Origin of the sequence: Leuconostoc sp. DB-1, assembly GCF_013414845.1 — a bacterium.
Taxonomy (GTDB): Bacteria; Bacillota; Bacilli; order Lactobacillales; family Lactobacillaceae; genus Leuconostoc; species Leuconostoc mesenteroides.
Genome location: NZ_JABFNJ010000001.1, coordinates 177173 through 199593 on the forward strand (window position 1 = coordinate 177173; position 22421 = coordinate 199593).

At 37.7% G+C, this 22421-nt stretch carries 23 protein-coding genes and 2 pseudogenes; 22 read left to right on the forward strand and 3 right to left on the reverse strand.

Features of this window, described 5'->3' with window-relative positions:
* The first annotated feature begins 18 nt into the window (after positions 1–18).
* The 9 genes from HFP47_RS00870 to HFP47_RS00910 all read left to right on the forward strand — a co-directional run bounded on the left by HFP47_RS00870 (position 19) and on the right by HFP47_RS00910 (position 10564).
* Positions 19–1305: a UDP-N-acetylglucosamine 1-carboxyvinyltransferase gene (locus HFP47_RS00870; RefSeq protein ID WP_011679296.1), complete on the forward strand. Its 1287-nt coding sequence runs from the start codon at positions 19–21 to the stop codon at positions 1303–1305.
* A gap of 92 nt (positions 1306–1397) precedes the next feature.
* On the forward strand, positions 1398–1664 hold the full coding sequence (locus HFP47_RS00875; protein WP_004164650.1) for a type B 50S ribosomal protein L31: 267 nt from the start codon (positions 1398–1400) through the stop codon (positions 1662–1664).
* 39 nt (positions 1665–1703) lie between these two features.
* Positions 1704–3095 (forward strand): 23S rRNA (uracil(1939)-C(5))-methyltransferase RlmD, encoded by a 1392-nt coding sequence (rlmD, locus tag HFP47_RS00880; protein ID WP_042250866.1) that lies wholly within the window; start codon positions 1704–1706, stop codon positions 3093–3095.
* 1 nt (position 3096) lies between these two features.
* Positions 3097–4425: a UDP-N-acetylmuramoyl-tripeptide--D-alanyl-D-alanine ligase gene (gene murF, locus HFP47_RS00885; RefSeq protein WP_042250864.1), complete on the forward strand. Its 1329-nt coding sequence runs from the start codon at positions 3097–3099 to the stop codon at positions 4423–4425.
* 23 nt (positions 4426–4448) lie between these two features.
* Complete coding sequence (locus HFP47_RS00890) at positions 4449–5591, forward strand: serine hydrolase (protein WP_011679299.1); 1143 nt, start codon at positions 4449–4451, stop codon at positions 5589–5591.
* A gap of 35 nt (positions 5592–5626) precedes the next feature.
* Positions 5627–7216, forward strand: a complete 1590-nt coding sequence (locus HFP47_RS00895; RefSeq protein WP_042251003.1) for a DEAD/DEAH box helicase — start codon at positions 5627–5629, stop codon at positions 7214–7216.
* A 144-nt stretch (positions 7217–7360) separates the two neighbouring features.
* A complete protein-coding gene (locus HFP47_RS00900; protein ID WP_011679301.1) occupies positions 7361–8542 on the forward strand; it encodes a folylpolyglutamate synthase/dihydrofolate synthase family protein in 1182 nt (393 codons plus the stop codon).
* Positions 8532–9920, forward strand: a complete 1389-nt coding sequence (locus HFP47_RS00905) for an MFS transporter (RefSeq protein ID WP_011679302.1) — start codon at positions 8532–8534, stop codon at positions 9918–9920. Before HFP47_RS00900 ends, HFP47_RS00905 begins: the two co-directional genes overlap by 11 nt.
* Before the next feature lie 35 nt (positions 9921–9955).
* On the forward strand, positions 9956–10564 hold the full coding sequence (locus HFP47_RS00910; RefSeq protein ID WP_179875914.1) for a JAB domain-containing protein: 609 nt from the start codon (positions 9956–9958) through the stop codon (positions 10562–10564).
* A 21-nt stretch (positions 10565–10585) separates the two neighbouring features.
* Here HFP47_RS00910 and HFP47_RS00915 read toward each other — a convergent pair whose 3' ends face one another.
* Positions 10586–11554: a thymidylate synthase gene (locus HFP47_RS00915; RefSeq protein ID WP_179875915.1), complete on the reverse strand. Its 969-nt coding sequence runs from the start codon at positions 11552–11554 to the stop codon at positions 10586–10588.
* 200 nt (positions 11555–11754) lie between these two features.
* Complete coding sequence (locus HFP47_RS00920; protein ID WP_014324339.1) at positions 11755–12231, reverse strand: deaminase; 477 nt, start codon at positions 12229–12231, stop codon at positions 11755–11757.
* Between the two features lie 71 nt (positions 12232–12302).
* Between HFP47_RS00920 and HFP47_RS00925 the strand changes: the two genes are divergently transcribed.
* From HFP47_RS00925 to HFP47_RS00980, 13 genes and pseudogenes are all read left to right on the forward strand, one after another.
* The gene (locus HFP47_RS00925; RefSeq protein WP_004164635.1) at positions 12303–13148 is read left to right on the forward strand and encodes a bifunctional 5,10-methylenetetrahydrofolate dehydrogenase/5,10-methenyltetrahydrofolate cyclohydrolase; all 846 of its coding nucleotides are present in this window, start codon (positions 12303–12305) and stop codon (positions 13146–13148) included.
* A gap of 108 nt (positions 13149–13256) precedes the next feature.
* Positions 13257–14198: a competence type IV pilus ATPase ComGA gene (comGA, locus tag HFP47_RS00930; RefSeq protein WP_010289199.1), complete on the forward strand. Its 942-nt coding sequence runs from the start codon at positions 13257–13259 to the stop codon at positions 14196–14198.
* Positions 14167–15177, forward strand: coding sequence for a type II secretion system F family protein (locus tag HFP47_RS00935; protein WP_179875916.1), 1011 nt, complete (start codon positions 14167–14169; stop codon positions 15175–15177). Before comGA ends, HFP47_RS00935 begins: the two co-directional genes overlap by 32 nt.
* Positions 15174–15485 (forward strand): competence type IV pilus major pilin ComGC, encoded by a 312-nt coding sequence (gene comGC / locus HFP47_RS00940; protein WP_011679307.1) that lies wholly within the window; start codon positions 15174–15176, stop codon positions 15483–15485. Before HFP47_RS00935 ends, comGC begins: the two co-directional genes overlap by 4 nt.
* Complete coding sequence (locus tag HFP47_RS00945) at positions 15469–15747, forward strand: Tfp pilus assembly protein FimT/FimU (protein WP_257229674.1); 279 nt, start codon at positions 15469–15471, stop codon at positions 15745–15747. The genes comGC and HFP47_RS00945 overlap by 17 nt, the downstream gene beginning before the upstream one ends.
* A 96-nt stretch (positions 15748–15843) precedes the next feature.
* Positions 15844–16056, forward strand: coding sequence for a hypothetical protein (locus tag HFP47_RS00950; RefSeq protein ID WP_223316978.1), 213 nt, complete (start codon positions 15844–15846; stop codon positions 16054–16056).
* Positions 16046–16219 (forward strand): prepilin-type N-terminal cleavage/methylation domain-containing protein, encoded by a 174-nt coding sequence (locus tag HFP47_RS10455; protein ID WP_257229675.1) that lies wholly within the window; start codon positions 16046–16048, stop codon positions 16217–16219. Before HFP47_RS00950 ends, HFP47_RS10455 begins: the two co-directional genes overlap by 11 nt.
* A 50-nt stretch (positions 16220–16269) precedes the next feature.
* Positions 16270–16458 (forward strand): hypothetical protein, encoded by a 189-nt coding sequence (locus HFP47_RS10460; protein ID WP_257229676.1) that lies wholly within the window; start codon positions 16270–16272, stop codon positions 16456–16458.
* Between the two features lie 72 nt (positions 16459–16530).
* Complete coding sequence (locus HFP47_RS00960) at positions 16531–16737, forward strand: hypothetical protein (RefSeq protein WP_179875917.1); 207 nt, start codon at positions 16531–16533, stop codon at positions 16735–16737.
* A gap of 37 nt (positions 16738–16774) precedes the next feature.
* Positions 16775–17763, forward strand: a pseudogene (locus HFP47_RS00965) (class I SAM-dependent methyltransferase).
* Positions 17764–17825: 62 nt separating this feature from the next.
* Positions 17826–19085, forward strand: coding sequence for an acetate/propionate family kinase (locus tag HFP47_RS00970; RefSeq protein WP_042250835.1), 1260 nt, complete (start codon positions 17826–17828; stop codon positions 19083–19085).
* A gap of 74 nt (positions 19086–19159) precedes the next feature.
* Positions 19160–20461, forward strand: a complete 1302-nt coding sequence (locus HFP47_RS00975; RefSeq protein WP_179875918.1) for a glycoside hydrolase family 73 protein — start codon at positions 19160–19162, stop codon at positions 20459–20461.
* Positions 20462–20844: 383 nt separating this feature from the next.
* A pseudogene (locus HFP47_RS00980) lies at positions 20845–21809 on the forward strand (GRP family sugar transporter).
* Positions 21810–21890: 81 nt separating this feature from the next.
* Here the strand turns inward: HFP47_RS00980 and greA are convergent.
* Positions 21891–22373 carry a transcription elongation factor GreA gene (gene greA, locus HFP47_RS00985; protein WP_011679314.1) on the reverse strand — a complete coding sequence of 161 codons (483 nt, stop codon included), beginning with the start codon at positions 22371–22373 and terminating at the stop codon, positions 21891–21893.
* Positions 22374–22421 lie beyond the last annotated feature (48 nt).

The following is a 22421-nucleotide window of genomic DNA, read 5'->3' on the forward strand; positions in this document are numbered from 1 at the left end:
AAGTTATAGGATAATTTCATGGCAAAAATAATCGTACACGGCGGTAAACGCATACGTGGAGAAGTCACAATTGGTGGCGCTAAAAATTCAACAGTAGCATTAATCCCGGCGGCCATTTTAGCTGATACACCGGTGAAATTTGATACGGTACCACAAATTCTAGATGTTAAAAACCTGCAATTGATTTTGCAAGCAATGAATGTGACGTCTAAGTTTGAAAATGGGGTGTTGGATATTGATCCAACACGCATTGAAGAAAGTGATTTGCCCAGTGGCGCTATTAAGTCATTACGCGCTTCATATTATTTTATGGGTGCATTACTTGGCCGGTTTGGCCGTGCAACAGTGACTTTCCCTGGTGGCGATAATTTAGGCAGACGTCCTATTGATCAGCATATTAAGGGGTTTGAAGCGCTAGGTGCCGTGGTGACTGAAAGCAATGATATTATTCATATTGATGCAACGGATCATGGTCTAATTGGTGCGCGTATCGCTTTAGATACAGTATCTGTTGGCGCTACTATTAATATCGTTTTGGCTGCGGTTCGTGCAAAAGGCCAAACAGTTATTGAAAATGCTGCACGAGAACCTGAAATCATTGATATTGCAACATTTTTGAACAACATGGGTGCTAACATTCGTGGTGCGGGAACAGATACTATTCGTATTGCTGGCGTACCGACTTTGAAGGCACGCAATACGCACACTGTTATTCCTGATCGGATTGAAGCTGGAACATACATGAGTATGGCAGCAGCATATGGGGATGGCGTGACAATAAAAAATGTTATTCCAGAACACTTAGAATCATATACCTCAAAACTAATTGAAATGGGTGTTAACCTTGATATTGGTGAAGATGCAGTTCATGTATACAAATCAGATGCATTAAAACCGGTCGCCATCAAAACGATGCCGTACCCTGGTTTTGCTACTGACTTGCAACAACCTATCACTCCTTTACTACTAATAGCTCAGGGTGAAAGTACTATTATTGATACCATTTATCCAAAACGAGTGAAGCATATTGCTGAATTACGTCGTATGGGTGGTGATATTGCTTCAGCTAAGCCGGGCGAAATTAAAATTAATCAGTCACCGCGCTTGGTTGGTACGGATGTTGAGGCTGCAGAAATTCGCGCAGGAGCAGCATTAGTCATTGCAGCAATTATGGCTGATGGTGAGACGATCATTAACAATGCCGATCATATTTTACGTGGATATGATCGTATTCAAGAGAAGTTAACAAGTTTAGGTGCCGACATTAATATTGAAGGCATCGACCTTATCAATCTAATGCCATAATGTATTGCGTTACGAATTAATATTTGGTATACTAGTTTAGTTAATAACTGACTCTGGGTCACGAGACTCAGGGCGCTAAGGAGAAATGAACAATGCAAGCAGAAATCCACCCAGATTATCGTCAAGTTGTTTTCATTGATGCTTCAACAGGAAAGAAGTTCTTGTCAGCTTCAACTGTAACATCAAATGACACAACTGATTTTGAAGGTAAAGAATATCCAGCAATTCGTATGGATATTACATCTGATTCACACCCATTCTACACAGGTAAGCAAAAGTTTACGCAAGCCGATGGTGCGGTCGACAAGTTCAACAAGAAGTTTGCTGGATTTGGTTTCAAGAACAACGAAGACAAGTAATTGTTCTTTTAGAAGCGTTCACTTTAGTGAACGCTTTTTATGTATGAGGTGAAAATTATCGCACGCACAGTTTTACCAGTAAAATTAAATCAAGAGTTGATCGTTGTCGTCGATGATATTCGGATTGATGGTATGGGTATTGTTTATGTCACAGCAAAGTATCCGTTGTATGTTGCTGATGCATTACCAGGAGAAAAGGTGCATTTACTGGTAACTCAAGTAGACAAATTTTCTGGCTATGCTAAAGTTCTTGATTGGTTGGAAAGTTCAGATAAACGTCAAAATAGTGACCGGCAGTATTTGATTGATGCCGGTACAGCACCATTAGTGAACTTGAAATATGAGGCACAACTTGAACTAAAACAAGCCCAAGTGAAGAGACTGTTTGAAGAACAGCATATTGATGTGTCAGTTGACCGAACGATTGGGATGGACAATCCAACATACTATCGTAATAAGACTATTGTGCCAGTGAAATGGCAGAATGATCATTTGACTAGCGGGTTTTACAAGAGGGGGACTCATGATTTAGTACCCATGGATGATTATTTTGTTAACGATGCAGAAATTGATCAGGCAATTATTGTGGTTCGAAATATTTTGGAGAAGTATGATATCACAGCATTTGATCCTGATTTGGAACGTGGTGCCATTCGTTATATAATGATACGTCGTGGCTATTATTCTCATGAATTAATGGTCGTATTGGTTTCAAACGAAGAAGTCATTTCGCACGAAACAGAAATTATTGCTGATATCCGAAACCAGCTGACAGAATTAAAAAGCTTGATTTTGAACTATAGTCCCAAAAAAGACTACGTTTTGTTAAGTCCAAATAATCGAATACTATGGGGCGAGAAAGCAATTTATGATACTTTGCTTGGGTATGAGTTCATTATTGGTCCTAATTCGTTTTATCAAGTTAATCCGCAAACCACCGAAGTTCTATATAATTTAGCTGCCCAAAAAGCGGATTTGAAGCCGACAGACACTGTTATTGATGCTTACTCAGGTATTGGGACTATTGGAATTAGCGTTGCTAGTCGGGTTAAAAAAGTACTTGGTGTTGAAGTTGTTCCTGGTGCAGTTGCTGATGCACAATTGAATTTACAGGTCAACAATATTTCTAATGCCGAATATATTTTGGCTGATGCACCTGTGCAATTTAAAAAGTGGCAAGAACAAGGTTTGAAGCCAGATGTTGTTTTCGTTGATCCACCGAGACGTGGCTTAACGACTTCTCTCATTAACGCCACAACTGATATGTCACCAGAAAAAATAGTATATATTAGCTGCAATCCAGTAACTTTGAGTCGTGATGCCGTTGAGATTATTGAAAATGGGTATCATATTGATGGTTCGGTCTTACCAGTGGATCAATTTCCACAGACTTCTCACGTCGAAAGTATTACAGTGTTCCGAAAGGATTAAAATGAATTACTCAGTAAAAAAGATAGGTCAGATATTAAATGCGACAACACAAATAGATTCCAAAATAGTTACTGGTGTGTCTTTTGATTCTCGTAAAGTTAAATCTGGAGATTTATTTGTTGCTCTGGTTGCTGAAAACGATGGGCATGATTATGTGCAACAGGCGTTGACAAAAGGGGCCACAGCCGTTTTAGTGGACGACAGGCATCAAATAGATTCAAAAATTCCAGCTATTATTGTATCAGACACATTGTTAGCTCTTCAGCAATTGGGAGAATATCGTCGTCACCAAATTAATCCTAAAGTTGTTGCTATTACTGGTTCAAATGGTAAAACAACAACAAAAGATATGGCTTCGGCAATAATGGGTTCTCAATACAAAACCTTTAAAACACCTGAAAACTTTAACAATGAAATTGGTGTTCCTTTGACGTTGCTCACCATGCCAGATGATACAGAAGTGTTAGTGGTAGAATTAGGTATGGATCGACCTGGTCAATTGACGACATTATCTGAGTTAGTGAGTCCAGACATTGCCATCATTACTATGATTGGAGAGGCGCATATTGAGTTTTTCAAAACACGTGAAAATATCGCTAAGGCAAAACTCGAAATTACTAAAGGTCTCAAATCACAAGGAACATTATTGATTCCTTACGATGAACCTCTTCTGACAAATGCACAAGTTAAACAAAATGTGCAAACCTTTGGACAAGATATTAAAGATATTAATTCGTCATCCTCCAAGACAATTTTTACTTATCAAAATACTCGATTTGCTATTCCACTGTTGGGTCGGTATAATATAATGAATGCGCTCGCAGCGATTTCAGCGGGTATCTTATTACATATTGAATTAAAAAACGCTGCAGAGGCGCTTCAGCATTTTGATTTGACAAAAAATCGCACAGAACAGCTCACCACATCTCACGGCGTGAACTTAATTAGCGATGTTTATAACTCAAATCCAACGGCTGTTGCTGCTGTCTTGGCAACATTAAAAATTATACCGGCCACACACAAGTATGTTGTGTTGGGTGATATGTTAGAATTAGGCGAACAGGCTGCAAGCTTGCACGCTTGTCTGGCAGAAACGGTGATAAATGCGAATGTTGATGGCGTTTACTTGGTTGGACCATTGATGAATAAATATCTATATCCAATCTTGCAACGACGCTTTGATTCAGCGCACTTGCACCAATATGAAACAGATCAGTTAGCCGAATTAATCAAAGATTTACAGACGTTAGGTGAAAACGGGGACGTGATTTTGTTAAAAGCAAGTCATGGGATTCATCTTGAGAACGTTGTTAACGCATTGGTAAAATAGTTTTATGTGTTGAGGGGCACAAAATGAAACGCAGTCAGAAGCAACAATTTAAGATCAGAAAATGGTCTGTGTTCTTAATATTAGTTTGTACCATGGGATTAGTGTTATGGCCGAATCAGTTGAATAACGGTCAATATACGATTAATCCAATCGTTGATGATAAGTATAGTGCTAACAGTATGTCAGCACTAAAAAGCAATATCTCGCCACAAAATAAATTTGCTGAGACATTGGATAAAAAACTTCAGTCGGAAAACTATATAGGTACAGCGCTGATTGTGCACCATAATGAAATTATTTTGCAAAAGGGCTATGGTGAGGCAGATGAAAAAATGCATCGTGATAACGATGCCTCAACACTTTTTCAGCTTGCCTCAATTGAAAAATCCATGACTGCTGTATTAATAATGCAGCAAATAGAATCTGGTAAACTGTCATTTGATACCAAGCTGAGTGATTATTATCCGAATGTGGTGAATGCTAATCGTATTACGATTAGCGATTTAATCACCATGACTAGTGGTTTAAGCCAACGTATTCAACCGACGACATTTGAGTCCGAAGAAGATAACATTGATTTTTCTGCTGTTCATGCTGTTAAAATTGGTGAACCTGGTACTGGAATCGGTTGGTCTTACCAGCCGGTCAATTATCGTTTGTTAGCAGGTATTTTGATGAAGCTCACTAATAAAACGTTTGCCGTATTGTTGAACCAAGTATTCAATAATACTTATCATTTAAATGTGAGAAATTACCAAGATTTCATCAATTCCAAACATCGTTCTATTGGGTATGATAATAGTTACGATAAAGCTTATAGTGAAAATCAAGTGGCATACAACCGTGAAACTGGCACCGGAAATGTTGCCATGACAACTGGAGAATTGTATCACTTTTATCGATTAATGATTGATAAAGTTATCATTAAACATCCCAGTCAGTTATGGCAAACACGAACCGGTGAGACTTATGCTGCTGGAATGTATCACGAGGGGAAATACCTTAATGCTCACGGCATTTTGCCAGGATTTGAACCCACGGTTGTTATAAGAAATAATGGACAAGATGCGGTAATATTGCTTAGTAATCAATATTATAAGAATCACAGTTTTCAACCATTAGCCAGAGAATTATTTACAAAAATGACTGCCATTCCAACAAAGTAATGGCAAACGCGCACAAAGCGCAAGGAGAAAAAATTTTGAAATTTAGTGAATTAGGTTTGTCACAAGACATTTTGGATGCTATTACAACGCATGGATATGTTGAAGCTACACCAATCCAAGAAAAGACAATTCCATTAACATTAGCAGGACGTGATGTAATTGGACAAGCACAAACAGGAACTGGTAAAACAGCAGCATTTGGTTTGCCAATCTTGGAGCACATTGATTTAAATAATAAAAACATTCAAGCATTGATTGTATCACCAACGCGTGAATTAGCAATTCAAACAGCTGAAGAATTAAAAAAGTTGGGACGCGACAAGCGAGTTGATGTACAGGTTGTCTTTGGTGGTGCTGATATTCGCCGTCAGATCCAAAATTTGAAGTCACATCCACAAATCCTAGTTGGTACACCTGGTCGTTTACTTGATCACATTAACCGTAAGACTGTAAAAATTGATAATGTTCGTACATTAGTATTGGATGAAGCTGATGAAATGTTAAATATGGGCTTCTTAGACGATATTGAGGCAATTATTTCAAAGACACCAGCAGAGCGTCAAACACTGTTGTTCTCAGCAACAATGCCACCAGCAATTAAGCGTATTGGTGTCAAGTTCATGACGAACCCTGAACATATTCAAATCGAAGCAAAAGAATTAACAACTGATTTGGTTGATCAATACTTTGTTCGTATGCGCGAAAACGAAAAGTTTGATACTATGACGCGTATCTTTGATGTGCAGGCACCAAAATTGGCGATCGTCTTCGGTCGTACAAAGCGTCGCGTTGAAGAATTATCACGAGGATTAGAAGCACGTGGTTACCACGCTGCTGGTTTGCATGGTGATTTAACACAACAAATGCGTTCACGTGTGTTGGCTCAATTTAAGTCACATGAAATTAATATTTTAGTTGCAACAGACGTTGCTGCACGTGGTTTGGATGTGAAGGACGTATCTCACGTTTATAACTTTGATATTCCGCAAGATCCAGAATCTTATGTTCACCGTATTGGACGTACTGGTCGTGCTGGAGCTAAGGGTGTATCTGTCACTTTCGTTGCACCAAACGAAATGGATTACTTACGTGCTGTTGAAGATTTGACTAAGAAGCGCATGACGCCTCTTGAACCAGCATCTCTAAAGGACGCCCGTATTGGAAAGATTAACAATGCTGCTGGTGAAGTTGCTAAGTTAATTGATACAACTGAGGTTTCAGAAATTCAATCTCAGGTAGATGCGTTGACAGCAAAGTATACTGCTGAACAATTAGCTGCTGCTGTATTATCTAGCGTTGCTGATTTAGAAAAGCAAAATACACCAGTTGAAATTACTCGTGAACGTCCATTACCACGTCGTAAGGGTGGTAATGGTGGATCACGCGGTGGTTCACGTAATGGCGGCGGACGTCGTAATGGTGGTGGCGGCGGTGGTTACCGTGGCAATCGCGAACGTCGTGGTAATGGTGACACCCGCGGTAATGATCGCCGTCGAGGCAGTGGCGCTGCTTCTAGCGAACGCCGTTTTGGAGATTACAAGCGTCGTGACGGTCGCTCAACTGAAAGTCGTCGCAACAGTAGTGGCGGATCACGTCGCGAATTTACTGTACGTGAAAAAGATTAATAAATTAAAATGCTGTTTGAGACATCTTTGTATGATGTCTTATGAACAAGTGGAGCTCAGCTATTATTGAGTTGTTATCCACACATTTTGTAACACGATGAAACCGTCCAAACATTTTGGACGGTTTTTAGTTGGAGAAAGTAAATGAAAACAGTTGAAGATGCCATATCTTATATTCATAACCGGCCAAAAGGTGGTCAAAAAGAGTCATTATACCGCATGACCACATTGTTAGCAGCCTTGGGAAATCCACAAAATGATTTACCATATGCCATACATGTCACTGGTACGAATGGTAAGGGCTCAGTATCAACGATGGCTAGTAACATTTTACGTGTGGCAGGTTATGATACTGGTTTGTTTGTTTCACCTTTCATCACTAATTTTCGGGAACGAATACAAATCAATAATGAGATGATTTCGAAAGATGATTTACTGCACGCTACTAACAAAGTCGCACAAGTGTTAGTAAACGTTGATGCAGAATTATATCCGGATATTCCTGTAGAATTTGAAGTTTTGACAGCGATTATGTTCACCTATTTTTCTTCAAAAAAATTAGACGCATTAGTGATAGAAGTGGGTATTGGTGGTTTACTTGACTCTACTAATGTGATGCCAAATACAAAGGTAGCTGTTATCACTAGCGTAGGATTAGATCATCAGAAAATGTTGGGTAATACAATTACTGAAATTGCATCACAGAAGGCCGGTATTATTCATGATGATGTTGCTGTTGTTACCGGTGATTTACCAGATGAAGCACGCTTGGTCATTGAAAAGAAAACCCCACATGTCATAAAAGGTCTGCGCCATGAATTTCAATCCGGATTGCCAGGAGAATATCAGATAGAAAACACAGCGACTGCTGTTGCAGCAGTACGTGCTTTTGCTCAGAATATTTCTGATGATACAATTCAAAAAGGGCTAGAAGAGAGCCACTTTTCGGGACGGTTTGAATTAATTGCACCAAACATTATGGTGGATGGTGCTCATAATGCTCAAGGACTTCGTGCTTTATACAAGTCGTTGTCAGTGGCATATCCAAAGGGAAAAATCACCTTGATTATTGGTAGTTTGATGGATAAAAATGTTACTGCTGAATTCAATGAAATATTGCGAGATGACAGATTTAATATTGTTCTTGTGCCATTTACTGGACCTAATGGCCGTCCTAGTTTATCCATTGAGCAGACATTAAAACAGTATCAGGTATCTGCGATGCCACATTGGCAAGAAGCGGTTGAAAAATCAACCGCGGATTTAACGGTATTGACTGGATCATTATATTTTATAAGTGAGGTAAGAGAGCAATATGATAGATGATAAGTTATCCCCACGTTTGGTGCTAAGTGTCTTAGCGATTGGATTGCTGGGATTTACTGATATTATGTTAGAAACTGCCTTGAACGTCAGCTTTCCAATGTTGATGACAGAATTTAAGGTAACCTCTAGCACAGTACAATGGTTGACCTCAGGTGTCATCTTGTTGACAAGTATGGTAGTTATTTTGTCGCCATGGTTAAAGAAAAACTTCACCAATCGGAGCCAGTTTATTGTTGCCACGGTTATATCGATTGTAGGTGTTCTGATTGATGCTGTGAGTAATACCTTTGTGATTACATTGTTCGGCCGGTTGCTACAAGGGATTGGTGGTGGCGTTGGCTTACCATTAATGTATAATGTTATTTTCGAACAAGTTCCTGAGAAAAAGCGTGGCACGATGGTCGGACTTGGCTCATTAATTATTTCTTTTGCTCCAGCAATTGGTCCAGCTTTTGGTGGTTATCTAACTCAAAATTACGGTTGGCATATGGTCTTTTGGGTTGTGCTGCCCGTTCAAATTGGTTCTCTCATACTTGGGTGGGCCACAATCAAGCAAGTTTCAACAATTAAAAAAGAAAAATTAGATATTATTGGCTGGCTGTTGTTAAGTCTGTTTTTTGTCTCTGGTATTTTTGTCATCGAAAGAATCAGCACACATGGATTAGTAAATCTTTTAAGTTTATTGATGACTTTGGCGATGTTTGTGGGTATTATTGGATATATTCTTTATGCAAAAAGAGTTGACAATCCATTGTTAAGCCCAGAAATATTTAAGTTTAAGGTTTTTCGTTTTGGTATAGCAGCGGCATTTGTAGCTCAAATAGTTAATCTAACGTTTAACTATGCAATACCCATGGTTCTACAAATTGTTTTACTCAAAAATCCACAAGTTGCCGGTTTGACTTTACTTCCAGGTGCTTTAAGTTATGCTATGATGGCTATAATTTCTGGTCGCCTATATGATCGATATAGTGCACGGCTACCAATTACAATTGGTGTGACATTGATGTTTGTTGGGACGTTACTAATTGCATTTATCCCAATTAATCTCATTAGTTTAACAGGTGGATTCATGGTTATTCAGATAGGGGCGGGTTTCTGGTTTGGTAACAACATGACCTATTCGGTAAGCAGTGTACCAGTTGAATTTCAAAGCTCAGGAAATTCTATTTTTTCTGCAACAACGAACTATTCCGCTGCAGTTGGTATTGCACTTGCTGCTGGCATTATTGCTACATTTCAAAAGCAAGCAATTAACGTACGTGAGTTGGCTTCATCAACACACATTGGTGCATTGTGGACATTTAGAGTGGACATAGTACTGATTGTTCTAGCCGCCATTCTTTCATTAAGTGCTTTAGGTTCTATAAGAAAATAGAGAGAATGACGTATCATATTGTAGAGGTAAACAATATGGTCAAAGAAAAAGTAGAGGAATTTTACAATGTTTTGGGGTATAAGGAAAAGAAAGATATTCGTATTTTTCAACGTTACTTTCCAAATAACTATAATTTAAATGAATTGACAAATGATATAGTGGAAGATTTTTTGTCTCATAATCCGATTGCTAATGAAGCTTTGCTGTTAGGAATTGAAATTGGCAAACATGTTGCGCACCAGCGACGGCCACAGTTACTAAATGCCAAATATTCAGCAGAAATAGGCCGGTTTGCGCAACAACAAATTGGTAATTTAATGCAGGAACAATTAAGTGTAGCTTTGCTTGATACGCAGTTGAATGTTATCGGTTGGGAAGTAGTCTTTGTGGGTACTTTAAGTCAAGTACAAGCTTCACCACGAGAGATATTTCAACGCGTACTAAAAGCCAACGCATTTGGATTCATGATTGCACATAACCATCCTAGTGGTAATATTATGCCTTCCAATGCAGATATTACTTTCAGTCAGCGTTTGGCAACAATTGGTCATCAAATGGATTTACGTTTATTTGACTCGTTTATTGTGACGCAAAATGAGTATTGGAGTATGTCAGAAAATCAACAATTAAAAAAAGTTATCTGATTTTTTAGATAACTTTTTTATTTAGACAGCTACGGGCGCTTTAATGGCCGGTTCACTATTGTAATCTAATATTTTGATGTCATCCATCGTATAATCAAACAATGATTTAACTTCCGGATTTAGCCATAGTTTTGGTAATTTGTGCATAGGCCGTGACAATTGTTCTGTTATTTGATCAACATGATTATTGTAGATATGCGTGTCACCAATGGTATGAATAAATTCACCAACTTCGTAGCCAGTTTGAGCTGCCACCATGTGTAGCAACAGTGAATAGCTGGCAATATTGAATGGAACACCAAGGAAAAAGTCACCGGAGCGTTGATACATTTGCAAACTGAGTTTACCGTCCGCAACATAAAACTGACTAAGTACGTGACAAGAAGGTAAGGGCGCTTGCGGTGTGGTCTCAGCATTCCAAGCTGTTAAAATGAGGCGACGTGAATTCGGTGTTTCCTTAATTTGATCAATAAGTCTGGCGACCTGATCAACGGTTTCATCACCGGCGGTCAGACTATTTGTTTCCCAGCTGCGCCACAATTTTCCATAAACATTTCCAATATAACCAAATTCTTCCTTGAATTCGTCATCATTGAGAATGTTGTTAACGAAAATGTCTTTTTGTTCTTTGTATATTTTGGCAAAATTTTCATCAGTTTGTGAACGAAGACCAAAATTAGTCATATCGGGACCGGTATATTTATCAGATTCAATCCACTTTTTAAACGCCCATTCATCCCAGATATGATTATTGTGTTCAAGTAAGAATCGGATATTATTATCTCCTCTTAAGAACCATAAAAGTTCACTTTTAATCAAACCAAAGAAAACCTTTTTGGTAGTTAAAAGGGGGAATCCTTCAGCCAGGTTAAATCGCATTTGTGTACCGAACAATGAACGTGTTCCAGTACCAGTGCGGTCTCCTTTATGTGATCCTTCATCAAGAATCTTTTGTGCGAGGTCGAGATATTGTTGTTCATTTTGAGACATATGTCAAAATACGTAATGTGCGCGACTGAATCATTGGCATGCAATGCCTCCAGGCGATTCCTTATCAAACACATTTCCTTTCAAAATTAATCTTTACTTAAAATACTAACGAAAACCCCGTTAAATAGCAAATGATTTAACGGGGTTTTCGATGTGATATCTCTTTCTATTGGATTAAAAAACGCTAAGGTATATCGTATTCATACAATGAATTGGTTCATATCAATTTGCTGTGCTGTAAGTGCAGAAAGTGGAACTTGTTTTAATTCAATTCCTTTTTGTGCTAATAGTTCTTCGGCAAAGGTATTATTTCGATAATCTCTCATAAAATAAATTTTATTGATGCCGGCTTGTAAAAGTAATTTAGTACATTGGACGCAAGGTACGTCTGTTACATAAACTTCCGATCCATCAATTGTTATACCCATTTTTGCTGCTTGCATCAAGGCGTTTTGCTCTGCATGAACTGCTCGAATACAGTGACCGTCAACCATCAAGTCACCAACTTCTGTACAGTGAGGCGTGCCAGATACAGAGCCATTGTACCCACTGGCAATAATGCGATGATCACGAACAATAATGGCACCAACGTGTAATCGCGTGCAGGTAGATCGTGTGGATAAAATTGCTGCTTGTGCAATGAAATATTGATGCCAACTAATGCGTTGATCTGCCATGAATAACTTCCTTTATCAAATAAATCTGTTAGAATGATAATAACACATTTTTATTTGAAGGAGTAAAAAATATGACAGAGATTTTAGATGGTAAGGCGGTTGCAAAAACCATCAATGAACAAACAAAAGCACGTGTGGCTAAACAAAAAAGACCTGTCACTTTAGCAGTTATTTATGATCCTTCAAATGATGGGAGCCAATTATATGTTGGCATGAAGTCACGTCAAGCAGCTAAACTCGGAATTGTAACGCGAGATATACCAATCTCAACTGATGCAACAACAGAAAGTGTTATTCAATTAGTAGAAGAGCTAAATGACGATGAAAGTATTACAGGAATCCTTGTTCAGAGTCCGTTAGCCAAAGGAATTAAAGAACGACAAATTTTTTCTGCTGTGGCACCACATAAAGATGCTGATGGTCTAGGAGCAACAGTTCAAGGAATGCTATTCGGTGATTCTTTGGAAAATTATACTGTTGCGGCAACGCCTCAAGGTGTGATGACACTTTTGGCGCAATATAATATTTCTTTAAAAGGAAAAAATGCTGTGGTCGTTGGCCGCTCACAATTATTTGGCAGGCCAATGTTTGCTTTGCTCACTAATGCAGACGCTACGGTAACCTTAGCACACCGCTATACTGAACCAACGACCTTAAAGGCACTTTTAAAAAATGCAGATATTGTTGTTGTTGGTGTTGGTATTCCAAACTTTATTCAAGGTGAAGACCTGAAAAAGGGCGCTACAGTAATCGATGTTGGTATGAACGTTGTTGATGGGAAAGCCACGGGGGATGTAAACTTTTCCTCAGCCCAAGGGATTGCCGGTTATATAACCCCTGTTCCAGGTGGTGTTGGACCAATGACTATCGCAACGCTGTTAGAAAATACAGTAACACTAGCAGAACAACATCAATAAAACGATAAATAAAAAAGCATCTGGCATATTTGTCAGATGCTTTTTTGTGCGAAAAGATATCTAAACTCGTATGATACTGTGAGCTCAAAAAAGAGAAAGGAGTTAATGATGGAAATTGATCAATTACTTGATAACGCTGTTGCTGAGGAAGCTAGTGATATTTACATATTGCCCAACGATGATAGGTTTACGATAAAGTTTCATGCTGGTGGTTCAATAGTAACTCAAGAATATCTGGACAATAAAGCTGCTGAAAAAATGATTTCAGCTATTAAATACCGTGCTAAGATGAATATTTCTGAGCGACGAAGGCCACAACTCGGGCGTTTTCAAAAACAGGATATTTGGATACGTGTTTCAACTGTGGGAGATTTTTTGAACCGAGAGACAGTAGTTTTGCGTGTAATTTATCCAGAGCACAATACACAAAATTGGTTGGCTGAAAAGCAGTTTGATGATATGAAATTAAAGTTACCTGATTCAGGATTGTTTTTAATCTCAGGACCAACCGGATCAGGTAAAACAACAACACTTTATCATTTATTAAAAAGCATTGCGGAAAATAAATTAGTATTAACCATTGAAGACCCCGTAGAAATTAATGCCCCAGAGTTTGTGCAGTTGCAGGTTAACGAGACAGCGGGCATTGACTATACAGAATTAATTAAAGTAGCTTTACGCCACCGACCTGAAATTTTACTAATCGGAGAAATTCGTGATGTTAAAACAGCTCAAGCTGTGATACAAGCAGCTTTGAGTGGACATTTAGTATTTAGTACTATTCACGCAATGTCAACAAAAGACGTCGCTTTACGGTTGTTGGAACTAGGTGTTGATAAAAGTCAGCTCGAAGCAGCATTAACAAAAATTGTTTATCAAAGGTTAGTGCCCACGATAGACAATAAACAAGCAGCTGTTGCTGATGTTGTAGCAGGAATGCCTTTAAAAGGTTCACCAAAATTTACTAATAGATGGCGAGAAACGCTTGCGGATGCCTTAAAGGAAGGGAAGATAACAAATGAAACCTATCAAAAATTTAGCGCGCTTTAATAAGCGGGACCAGGTATTATTTTTTCAAGAGCTGGGTGAGCTACTATCATCAGGATATAGTATCGCACAGAGCATTGATATCTTAACTAGTGCACATCAAAAATGGCAATCAATCCTTAGCCAGGTTCAGAAAGGTCTATCAACAGGGCAAACATTCTATCAAGCCCTCGAGGCATTTATTAGTCCAAATATTTTATTACAATTGCGGTTATCAGACCAACATGGGGATATTTCCAATACACTGGTTCGAATTGGGCAGACCCTTGCCAAATTTCAGCAACAACAAAGCAAGTTATCACAGGTCATGCGTTATCCAATTATTTTACTGGGTATCCTTGGTTTGTTGTTGATTGGACTAAAATGTTTTTTATACCCAATGATCAATCAATGGCGAGAAACTAATCAAGAGGCGATCAATTATCCATATGCATTTATTTTCTGCACCGGTCTCTTAACTTTAACCTTCTTAACACTGTGGTTATGGTATTGGCATCATTTATCATCAATTCAACAATTAAATATACTGGCTAAAGTACCATTTGTGGGGACGATAGTGCGCAGTATTGTTACCTATCAAGTTAGCCAACAATTATCAATGTTAATGTTTAGTGGACTAACGTTACCAGAAATTATTGATGAAGTTGCACAACAAAATAATAAATCATACGCAGTTGCACTTGCACATGATATTCAAAAGCATCTCAAATTGGGAGGCAATATCGAGAGGTATATATTATCACAGTCATTTGTTAATGATTCATTGGCTGGATATTTTATTCGTGGTCATAAACCTAAGATACTTGCTCGATATCTCGATTATTATGCAAAAACACAATTTAAATTACTTATGCAACAAACAGACCGTTTTATTGGCACGCTGCAACCATTATTTTTTGGTATTATCGGCGTTGCAATTGTTGGTCTGTATATGAGCATGCTATTACCAATGTATCAAACAATCGGAGGACTATATCAATGAATATTTTTAAAAAATCGAAAAAAGCATTTACACTAATTGAAGCAGCAATTGTACTCTTTATTATTAGTTTGTTAATGTTACTTATTTTGCCAAATTTAAATGCACAGCGTAAACATGCGGTAGAAAACCATGCGACAGCGATGGTATCAACTGTTCAAACACAAATTGATTTGTATCAAAATGATCACCCCAATCAGGATAATGTGACACTCGCTGCACTAAAGTCAGAAAATTATTTAACTGAGAAACAGTTTCAAAAAGCACAAGATCTTAAAATAACAATTGTTCATAATGAAGCACGTAAATAGTGGGTTCACATTAATCGAGTCAGCTGTAACATTAACGATTGTGAGTTTGCTGCTTTTTGTTGGAGCACAAACATCGGCGCGTCCCAAAATAGACACGCAACAATGGTTAGCAACATTTCAAACCTACTGGCAAAACGCAAGACTAACGGCACAACATGAACAAAAAACAGTTGAGGTTATTTTTGATAAGAAGGAGGTGAGATTTAATAATCAAGTACTAGTTTATCCATCAGGTATAAAAAAGATACGCAACAAAGAATAAATGTCTTAACAACAGGCTATGTTGCACCAACCACAGTGACACTCACAGGAGAACAGACGATAAAACTAATATTTAGTCTTGGAGGAGGAGAATATCGTGTTGAAACAAATAATTCAAAATAAGCAGTCCGCATTTGTTTTGGCAGAATCAATGTTAGCTTTAATACTAGTATCAGTATGCATGTCATTTGAGTATGAACAAGTTCACCAATTTCATATTCACAAAAGTAACTTGGAAAGGAAATTAAAAGTTGCAGAACGAGAACGAATTGATGCAATAAATCAGTGGGAAGGGTGTAATGAAAAATGATGGGTTTACATTGCTAGAAGCCTTGATATCATTGCTTATAGCCGCGTTAGTTTTGACTTCTTTACAATTTGTTGTTCCGTTTTTAAAGCAAATTTCTGATGCTCCAAAGGCAACAGTCCTGCAAACGATCACGCATCAACTTGAAACTCAAAATATACCATAACCTCAGCAACATTGACATCAGTTAGACTTAAAAGCTACGAGGGTAAAGATATGTATCTTGAAGTCAAAAATAATAAATTACAAATAAGTGGCAGTGGTGCGGGTCAGATAATTTTAATGGAGAACGTAACAAATCTAGCGGTGGATGATCGCAATAATTATTTGAATTTAACAATTACAACTAACAAAGGTAAATTTTCAAGTATATTGCATTTAAAGAAGACGGTACAAAATGAATAAAAAAATGCCTATGTTTTAGTACCAACCATTTTTGTTCTGGGGGCATTAAGCGCGTTATTTATTTTGCAGAATATGGCTTTTAATCAACAGTTGCGGGCACAAACACATTTGGTCGAAATAGCAAAAATTGACAAGATACAAATGATTGTCAGTACGCAAGTATACAAAAATAATGAGACCAAATTCAATTTTGATGAGGCTAAAGTCACCGTTATTAATAAGCAAATAAAAATTGACTTAGGAAAGCGTATATATCAGCGTGAATTGCTTGTGAAATAACCTTGAAAATTGGTCCTAAAACCGCTAAAATAAACCTATGACACAAGAAAAAATAGCACAATATTTTGATGCTTTAACTAGCGCTTCACAATCTTTGGTTAAAGACACGAACACCAGTTATATCGATGCACTAATTGAGATACTTGAAGATATTAATTCGCAGACTGTCCATCGCGAGTTTGATAAGCCAAGTAACGATGTGGTGCAAATAATACAGTCAACAATTGATATGGACTGGTCTTTATTATCACCAGCTGAAAAACGCAAAGCACTACAATTGGCTGTTTTGAAAGCTAATCGTGAAGATCAAACTCCTGCTAATTACCAGATTACCCCCGATGGAATTGGCTATTTGCTGGCTGATTTTATCAACCAGACAGCTGGGTTACGAGATAATGATACTATTATCGACATGAATGTTGGTTCAGGTAATCTTTTATGGACAATAAATGAGATGCTAGATGTGACAGTTAAACGCATAGGGATTGATAATGATGAAACACAACTAGCGCTCGCGTCCGCCACAGATGAAATAATCAATAGCGATGAAACAACTCTATACAAGGAGGACACCATCAGCATAGAAGAGGCCCCTAAAGCCAAAGTTGTTATAGCTGATTTGCCAGTCGGGTATTATCCACTCCAGCCAAGTGACAAATTTATAACTCGTAATCAAAATGGGCGTTCTTTCGTTCATCACCTACTTATTGAAAAGTCATTGGATTTTGTTGCAGATGATGGATGGATATATCTACTTGTACCCGCAAATGTTTTGAACGGCGATGAAGCAAAAAAGTATTACAATTTGTTACGTCACGGGCACAGCTAAAAGCATTTTTACAATTACCAAACGAATTTTTCCAAGACGCGCGTGCAGCAAAAGCTATTTTAGTGCTTAAAAAACAAAGGACTAAAAATAATGAAGTGCTCATGGGCCAATATCCTTCGCTCAAGGATCTAAAATCATTGCAAAATTTTTTGCAAGAAATCAAAGCGTGGGTTAAACTAGAGAATGAACAAAATTGATGTATTCGTGGCATTGTCACTTAGAATTTAGGTAAGGAAGAAAGACAGGTAAAAAGAATATCATGGCTAAAACAATGGCTGTTAACGCAGGTAGTTCATCACTAAAGTTTCAATTATTAGAGATGCCTGCAGAACAAGTAATTGCACAAGGTGTTATCGAACGCATTGGTATGGACGATGCAATAGTAACGATTAAATACGGTGCAGAAATCAATGCAGAGCGCTTGGTTGGCCATTCAGAAGATGACGAACATATTACTTTGTCCAAAGACGGCAAAGGTAAAAAGTACGAAAACGTTACTGCAATTAAAAACCACCAACAGGCCATTAACTTCATGTTGCAAAAGTTAACAGATCTGGGTATTATTAAGGACTTTAATGAAATTACTGGTGTCGGACATCGTGTTGTTGCTGGTGGTGAATGGTTTAATCATTCCGTGGTGGTAACAGATGAGGTGCTGGCTAAAATTGATCGTCTTGCAGATTATGCACCACTTCATAACCCAGCCAATGCTATGGGAATTCGTGCTTTCCAAAAGCTCCTCCCTGATGCATTGTCAGTGGCGGTTTTTGATACTTCTTTCCATCAAACAATGCCTGATGAAAACTTTCTTTATGCCTTACCATATGAATACTACACGCGTTATGGCGCCCGCAAATATGGTGCTCATGGCACATCGCACCGATATGTTGCATCGCGTGCAGCCGAATTGCTCGGTAAAGATTTAAAAAGCTTGAAATTAATCACGCTGCATTTGGGTGCAGGTGCCTCAATTACGGCTATTAAGGATGGTAAGTCATTAGATACTTCTATGGGATTTTCTCCCTTAGCTGGTGTTGCTATGGCAACGCGTTCAGGGGATGTCGATGCTTCGCTTGTTTATTATATTCAAGAACGCGAAGAACTATCTAACGAAGAGATGTTAAATATATTGAACAAAAAGTCCGGTTTGCTTGGTATTTCGACAATTTCAAGTGATATGCGTGACTTGTTAGATGTCCAAGACACTAATGAGCATGCTGACATGGCGATTAGAATATTTATTAATCGTGTTGTTAAATATGTGGGACAGTATGTTGCTGAAATGGGAGGCGTTGATGCTATCGTATTTACAGCAGGGATTGGTGAAAACTCAGTCCCAGTTCGTAAAATGATTGTTGATAAATTAAACTACTTTGGTGTGAAATTAGATGAAGAAAAAAATAATGTTCGCGGCAAAGAAGTTGAAATATCTACGAATGACTCCAAGGTAAAAGCCTTGTTGATCCCAACCAATGAAGAGCTAATGATTGCTAGAGATGTTGAATCTTTGAAAGCATAGTTAGATGTAGAGTATGTGGACGGCTAGTGGACAACACTAGCCGCTTTATTACGCTGTAAGAGGTGAGATGAGATATGCAGTCTAGAAAAGAAAGACATCAGCATGAGATCAAAAATGCTGAGGCGATTGAGAAAGGCCTCGATCCATTTGCTGATACAATGAATAGTGGGAATAAGGGTGGTAGCCCTAGAAAAAAACGTAAAAAGCCTAATCGTCTGATATTACTTTTGTTACTTTTAGTTATAGTGATAGGTCTGTTTTTCGGATTAAAAGTGTTATTGACAGATAATACAGCTGCATTAGATCCGAATGACACAACGTTTAAAACTGTGAAAATACCATCCGGATCTACACCCTCTCAGATGGCAAAAGCATTGCAAAAACAAAAAGTTATTAAAAGTTCTGAGGCCTTTTACAAATATTCATTAAAGCACGGTGCTGAAGATCTCCAAGCAGGAACTTATAAAATATCACCTTCTCAAACTGTTCAATTGATTTTTAAACAGTTGACGATGGGGCCTAATGCCGGCCCACAATTGGGCAAAGGATATGTTTTGGTAGCAACAGGTCAAGATCAGGCGGCTATTGCCAAAAACGTTGCCAGTGAGACTAAATTGTCACAAGATAAAGTGAATAAGGCATTTGGTGATAAATCTATTATTTCTAAGATGAAATCAAAGTATCCGGATTTATTGAAAAATATGTCTTCTAAGAGTAACTTGGCCGATTACGTTTACCCAGCAGCATACGATTTAAATAAAGTGACAGATGTTACTGATTTAATGACGAAATTGTTGGCAACTTCAGATAAACAACTAAAGTCGTATTATAAAGACTTGAACAAAGATGGTATAAATAAGCCTGCTGTTATAACATTGATGGCTACTTCGGGTAAAAGCGAATTTGAACATCGTTTGGCTTTTGTCAACAAAATTGCGACATATGCTCAGACACTCAGTAAGAAATATGGTATCTTAGCATCAATATCCATAGCTCAAGCGGCACATGAATCAAACTGGGATAACTCAAAGCTATCATCTAAATACAATAACTATTTTGGTGTTAAAACTCAGGATGAGACAGCAGGAAAATCAGTTGTTTTGGAAACGACTGAGTATGTTGATGGGAAACCTGAGACACAAAAAGCACGTTTTGCTGTGTATAGTGATTGGAAAGATAGCATGAAAGAACATGCTGAGACATTAGTGAATGGTAATACTTGGAATCCTAATCAGTTCCAAGATGTATTGGATGCAAAAAACTACAAGGAAGCCGCTAAAGCTCTGTATAAGGATTCATATGCAACCGATGTTAATTATCCAAAATTGATTATAAATTTGATCGAGACATGGAATTTACAACGTTTTGATAAATAAAAAATGTACCCGATCATCTAGACATTTTAGATGATCGGTTTTTAATATACGATATAACTGAATATGTTTTCAATTTTTATTTCTTATTTAATTTTAATATTTTAAAAAAATGATGTAAATTTACAAAAATTATCGTGTAAATGATTGTATTGTACTTAATAAAAGTAAGTGCACACCAATAGTAATAAAGATTATCAGTAATTTTATAACGTAAACTTTTTCATGATTTTTATTCAAAATTTTTAATAAATTAACAAGTATTTGAAAACGTTTACAGAAATTGTAAAAAAAGACTTGTGTAAACGGTTTCACTAATGTAAAATAAACAGTGTTAAAAAATGATGTGTTGCAGAACATCATATGAAAAAGGAGCAATATTTAGCATGAGTTTAGCAATTTTACTGGCCCTAGTGCCGGCACTAGCTTGGGGTTCCGTTGGAATCGTCAACACAAAAATGGGGGAACAGCAGGGCAACAGACCTTAGGTATGACTTTTGGTGCTTTGATATTTGGCCTAGCAACAATGTTTTTCTTTGTCATGCCACGCCACATCGAATTAAGCAGTCATATTTGGGTTGTCGGTATCGTTTCTGGATTGGTTTGGGCAGTTGGAACAGCAGGACAATTTTTGGCTATCAAGGATTTGGGCGTTTCGCTTGCTATTCCATTGTCAACGGCCGGTCAAATTGTAGCAAATGCTTTAATGGCTGCTGCTGTCTTAGGCGAATGGAAAACTGCTAAAATGTGGGCAATTGGTGTGATTTCAATCATTACGGTTGTTATCGGTGCAACTTTAATTTCAGCACGTGATAAAGCAAAAAACAGCGCAGGAATTGAAGCACAAGAGCAAAAAAAGGACTGGACTAAAGGGCTTATCTACCTGATTGTTTCAACCATCGGATTCATGTTCTATTTTGTTTTACCAAACTTCTTAAACAAAGTTGGTTACATCTCTGATGCCATTAAAGCACGTGGTAATGGTGTCGATTATATGACCGCCATTGTTGGACCACAAGCTATCGGTCAAGTTATTGGTGCCTTTCTAATTGTTGCCTTCGTTTTGAAAGAATCAAGTATCATGTTTAAGTTACCAACTTGGCGTAACATTGTAACAGGTTTAGTTTGGGCTGCTGGTAATATTTTCATGTTCATCTCAGCTGCCAATCCTGATGTTGGTCAAACTATCGCGACAACATTCTCACAATTAGGTATTATTGTTGGTACTTTTGGTGGTATCTATATATTAGGAGAGAAGAAGTCAAGTTATCAGATGAAGTTAATTGTGATCGGTACAATATTAGTTGTTATTGGCGCAATTATCATCGGCAATATTTATACTTTCGCATAATATAAAACGTCTGAAACATTGTTCAGACGTTTTTTAATGCAATAAAAAAGCACCTAGGCAGGTGCTTTTTGAATACTCAAATTATTTAGTTACGTTAATAATTTCAACGTCAATGCTAATACCATTTGGCAATGGAACAGCAACGGTTTCTCCGACCTTTTTACCAATTAAGGCATTAGCCATTGGAGACTCGTTAGAAATTTTTCCTGCCAAAGGATCAGCTTCTACAGAACCAACGATAGCATATGTTTCAGGTTCTTCATTTGGTAATTCTTTGAATGTCACCGTCTTACCTAATGAAACTTCGTCCTTAGCTGTTGCATTAGAATCAATGATTTCAGCATTATCAATCATATTTTTTAATGTTTGAATGCGTCCTTCAACAAAGGCTTGTTCATCTTTAGCTGATTGATATTCCGAGTTTTCTGATAAGTCACCGTATGATCTTGCAATCTGAATACGTTTTGTAATTTCTGGTCGTTGATTAGCAATAAGATCTTCCAACTCAAGTTGAAGCTTGTCACGGCCTTCAGCAGTCATTGGATATGTTTTTTCTTCAGACATAAGTGTTTCCTTTCAATTTGCGCTTTTTTCCGCAAAATATAACGGAAA

Bases quoted from the DNA above. Each gene is read 5' to 3' on its own strand.
- HFP47_RS00905 (WP_011679302.1), top strand. From the start codon at position 8,532: ATGATAGATGATAAGTTATCCCCACGTTTGGTGCTAAGTGTCTTAGCG.
- HFP47_RS00920 (WP_014324339.1), bottom strand. From the start codon at position 12,231: ATGGCAGATCAACGCATTAGTTGGCATCAATATTTCATTGCACAAGCA.
- HFP47_RS00910 (WP_179875914.1), top strand. From the start codon at position 9,956: ATGGTCAAAGAAAAAGTAGAGGAATTTTACAATGTTTTGGGGTATAAG.
- HFP47_RS00945 (WP_257229674.1), top strand. From the start codon at position 15,469: ATGAAGCACGTAAATAGTGGGTTCACATTAATCGAGTCAGCTGTAACA.
- comGC (WP_011679307.1), top strand. From the start codon at position 15,174: ATGAATATTTTTAAAAAATCGAAAAAAGCATTTACACTAATTGAAGCA.
- HFP47_RS00975 (WP_179875918.1), top strand. From the start codon at position 19,160: ATGCAGTCTAGAAAAGAAAGACATCAGCATGAGATCAAAAATGCTGAG.
- HFP47_RS00875 (WP_004164650.1), top strand. From the start codon at position 1,398: ATGCAAGCAGAAATCCACCCAGATTATCGTCAAGTTGTTTTCATTGAT.
- HFP47_RS10460 (WP_257229676.1), top strand. From the start codon at position 16,270: ATGTATCTTGAAGTCAAAAATAATAAATTACAAATAAGTGGCAGTGGT.
- HFP47_RS00915 (WP_179875915.1), bottom strand. From the start codon at position 11,554: ATGTCTCAAAATGAACAACAATATCTCGACCTCGCACAAAAGATTCTT.
- comGA (WP_010289199.1), top strand. From the start codon at position 13,257: ATGGAAATTGATCAATTACTTGATAACGCTGTTGCTGAGGAAGCTAGT.
- HFP47_RS00900 (WP_011679301.1), top strand. From the start codon at position 7,361: ATGAAAACAGTTGAAGATGCCATATCTTATATTCATAACCGGCCAAAA.
- murF (WP_042250864.1), top strand. From the start codon at position 3,097: ATGAATTACTCAGTAAAAAAGATAGGTCAGATATTAAATGCGACAACA.
- HFP47_RS00890 (WP_011679299.1), top strand. From the start codon at position 4,449: ATGAAACGCAGTCAGAAGCAACAATTTAAGATCAGAAAATGGTCTGTG.
- rlmD (WP_042250866.1), top strand. From the start codon at position 1,704: ATGTATGAGGTGAAAATTATCGCACGCACAGTTTTACCAGTAAAATTA.
- HFP47_RS00935 (WP_179875916.1), top strand. From the start codon at position 14,167: ATGAAACCTATCAAAAATTTAGCGCGCTTTAATAAGCGGGACCAGGTA.
- HFP47_RS00870 (WP_011679296.1), top strand. From the start codon at position 19: ATGGCAAAAATAATCGTACACGGCGGTAAACGCATACGTGGAGAAGTC.
- HFP47_RS00960 (WP_179875917.1), top strand. From the start codon at position 16,531: ATGGCTTTTAATCAACAGTTGCGGGCACAAACACATTTGGTCGAAATA.
- greA (WP_011679314.1), bottom strand. From the start codon at position 22,373: ATGTCTGAAGAAAAAACATATCCAATGACTGCTGAAGGCCGTGACAAG.
- HFP47_RS00970 (WP_042250835.1), top strand. From the start codon at position 17,826: ATGGCTAAAACAATGGCTGTTAACGCAGGTAGTTCATCACTAAAGTTT.
- HFP47_RS00925 (WP_004164635.1), top strand. From the start codon at position 12,303: ATGACAGAGATTTTAGATGGTAAGGCGGTTGCAAAAACCATCAATGAA.
- HFP47_RS10455 (WP_257229675.1), top strand. From the start codon at position 16,046: ATGAAAAATGATGGGTTTACATTGCTAGAAGCCTTGATATCATTGCTT.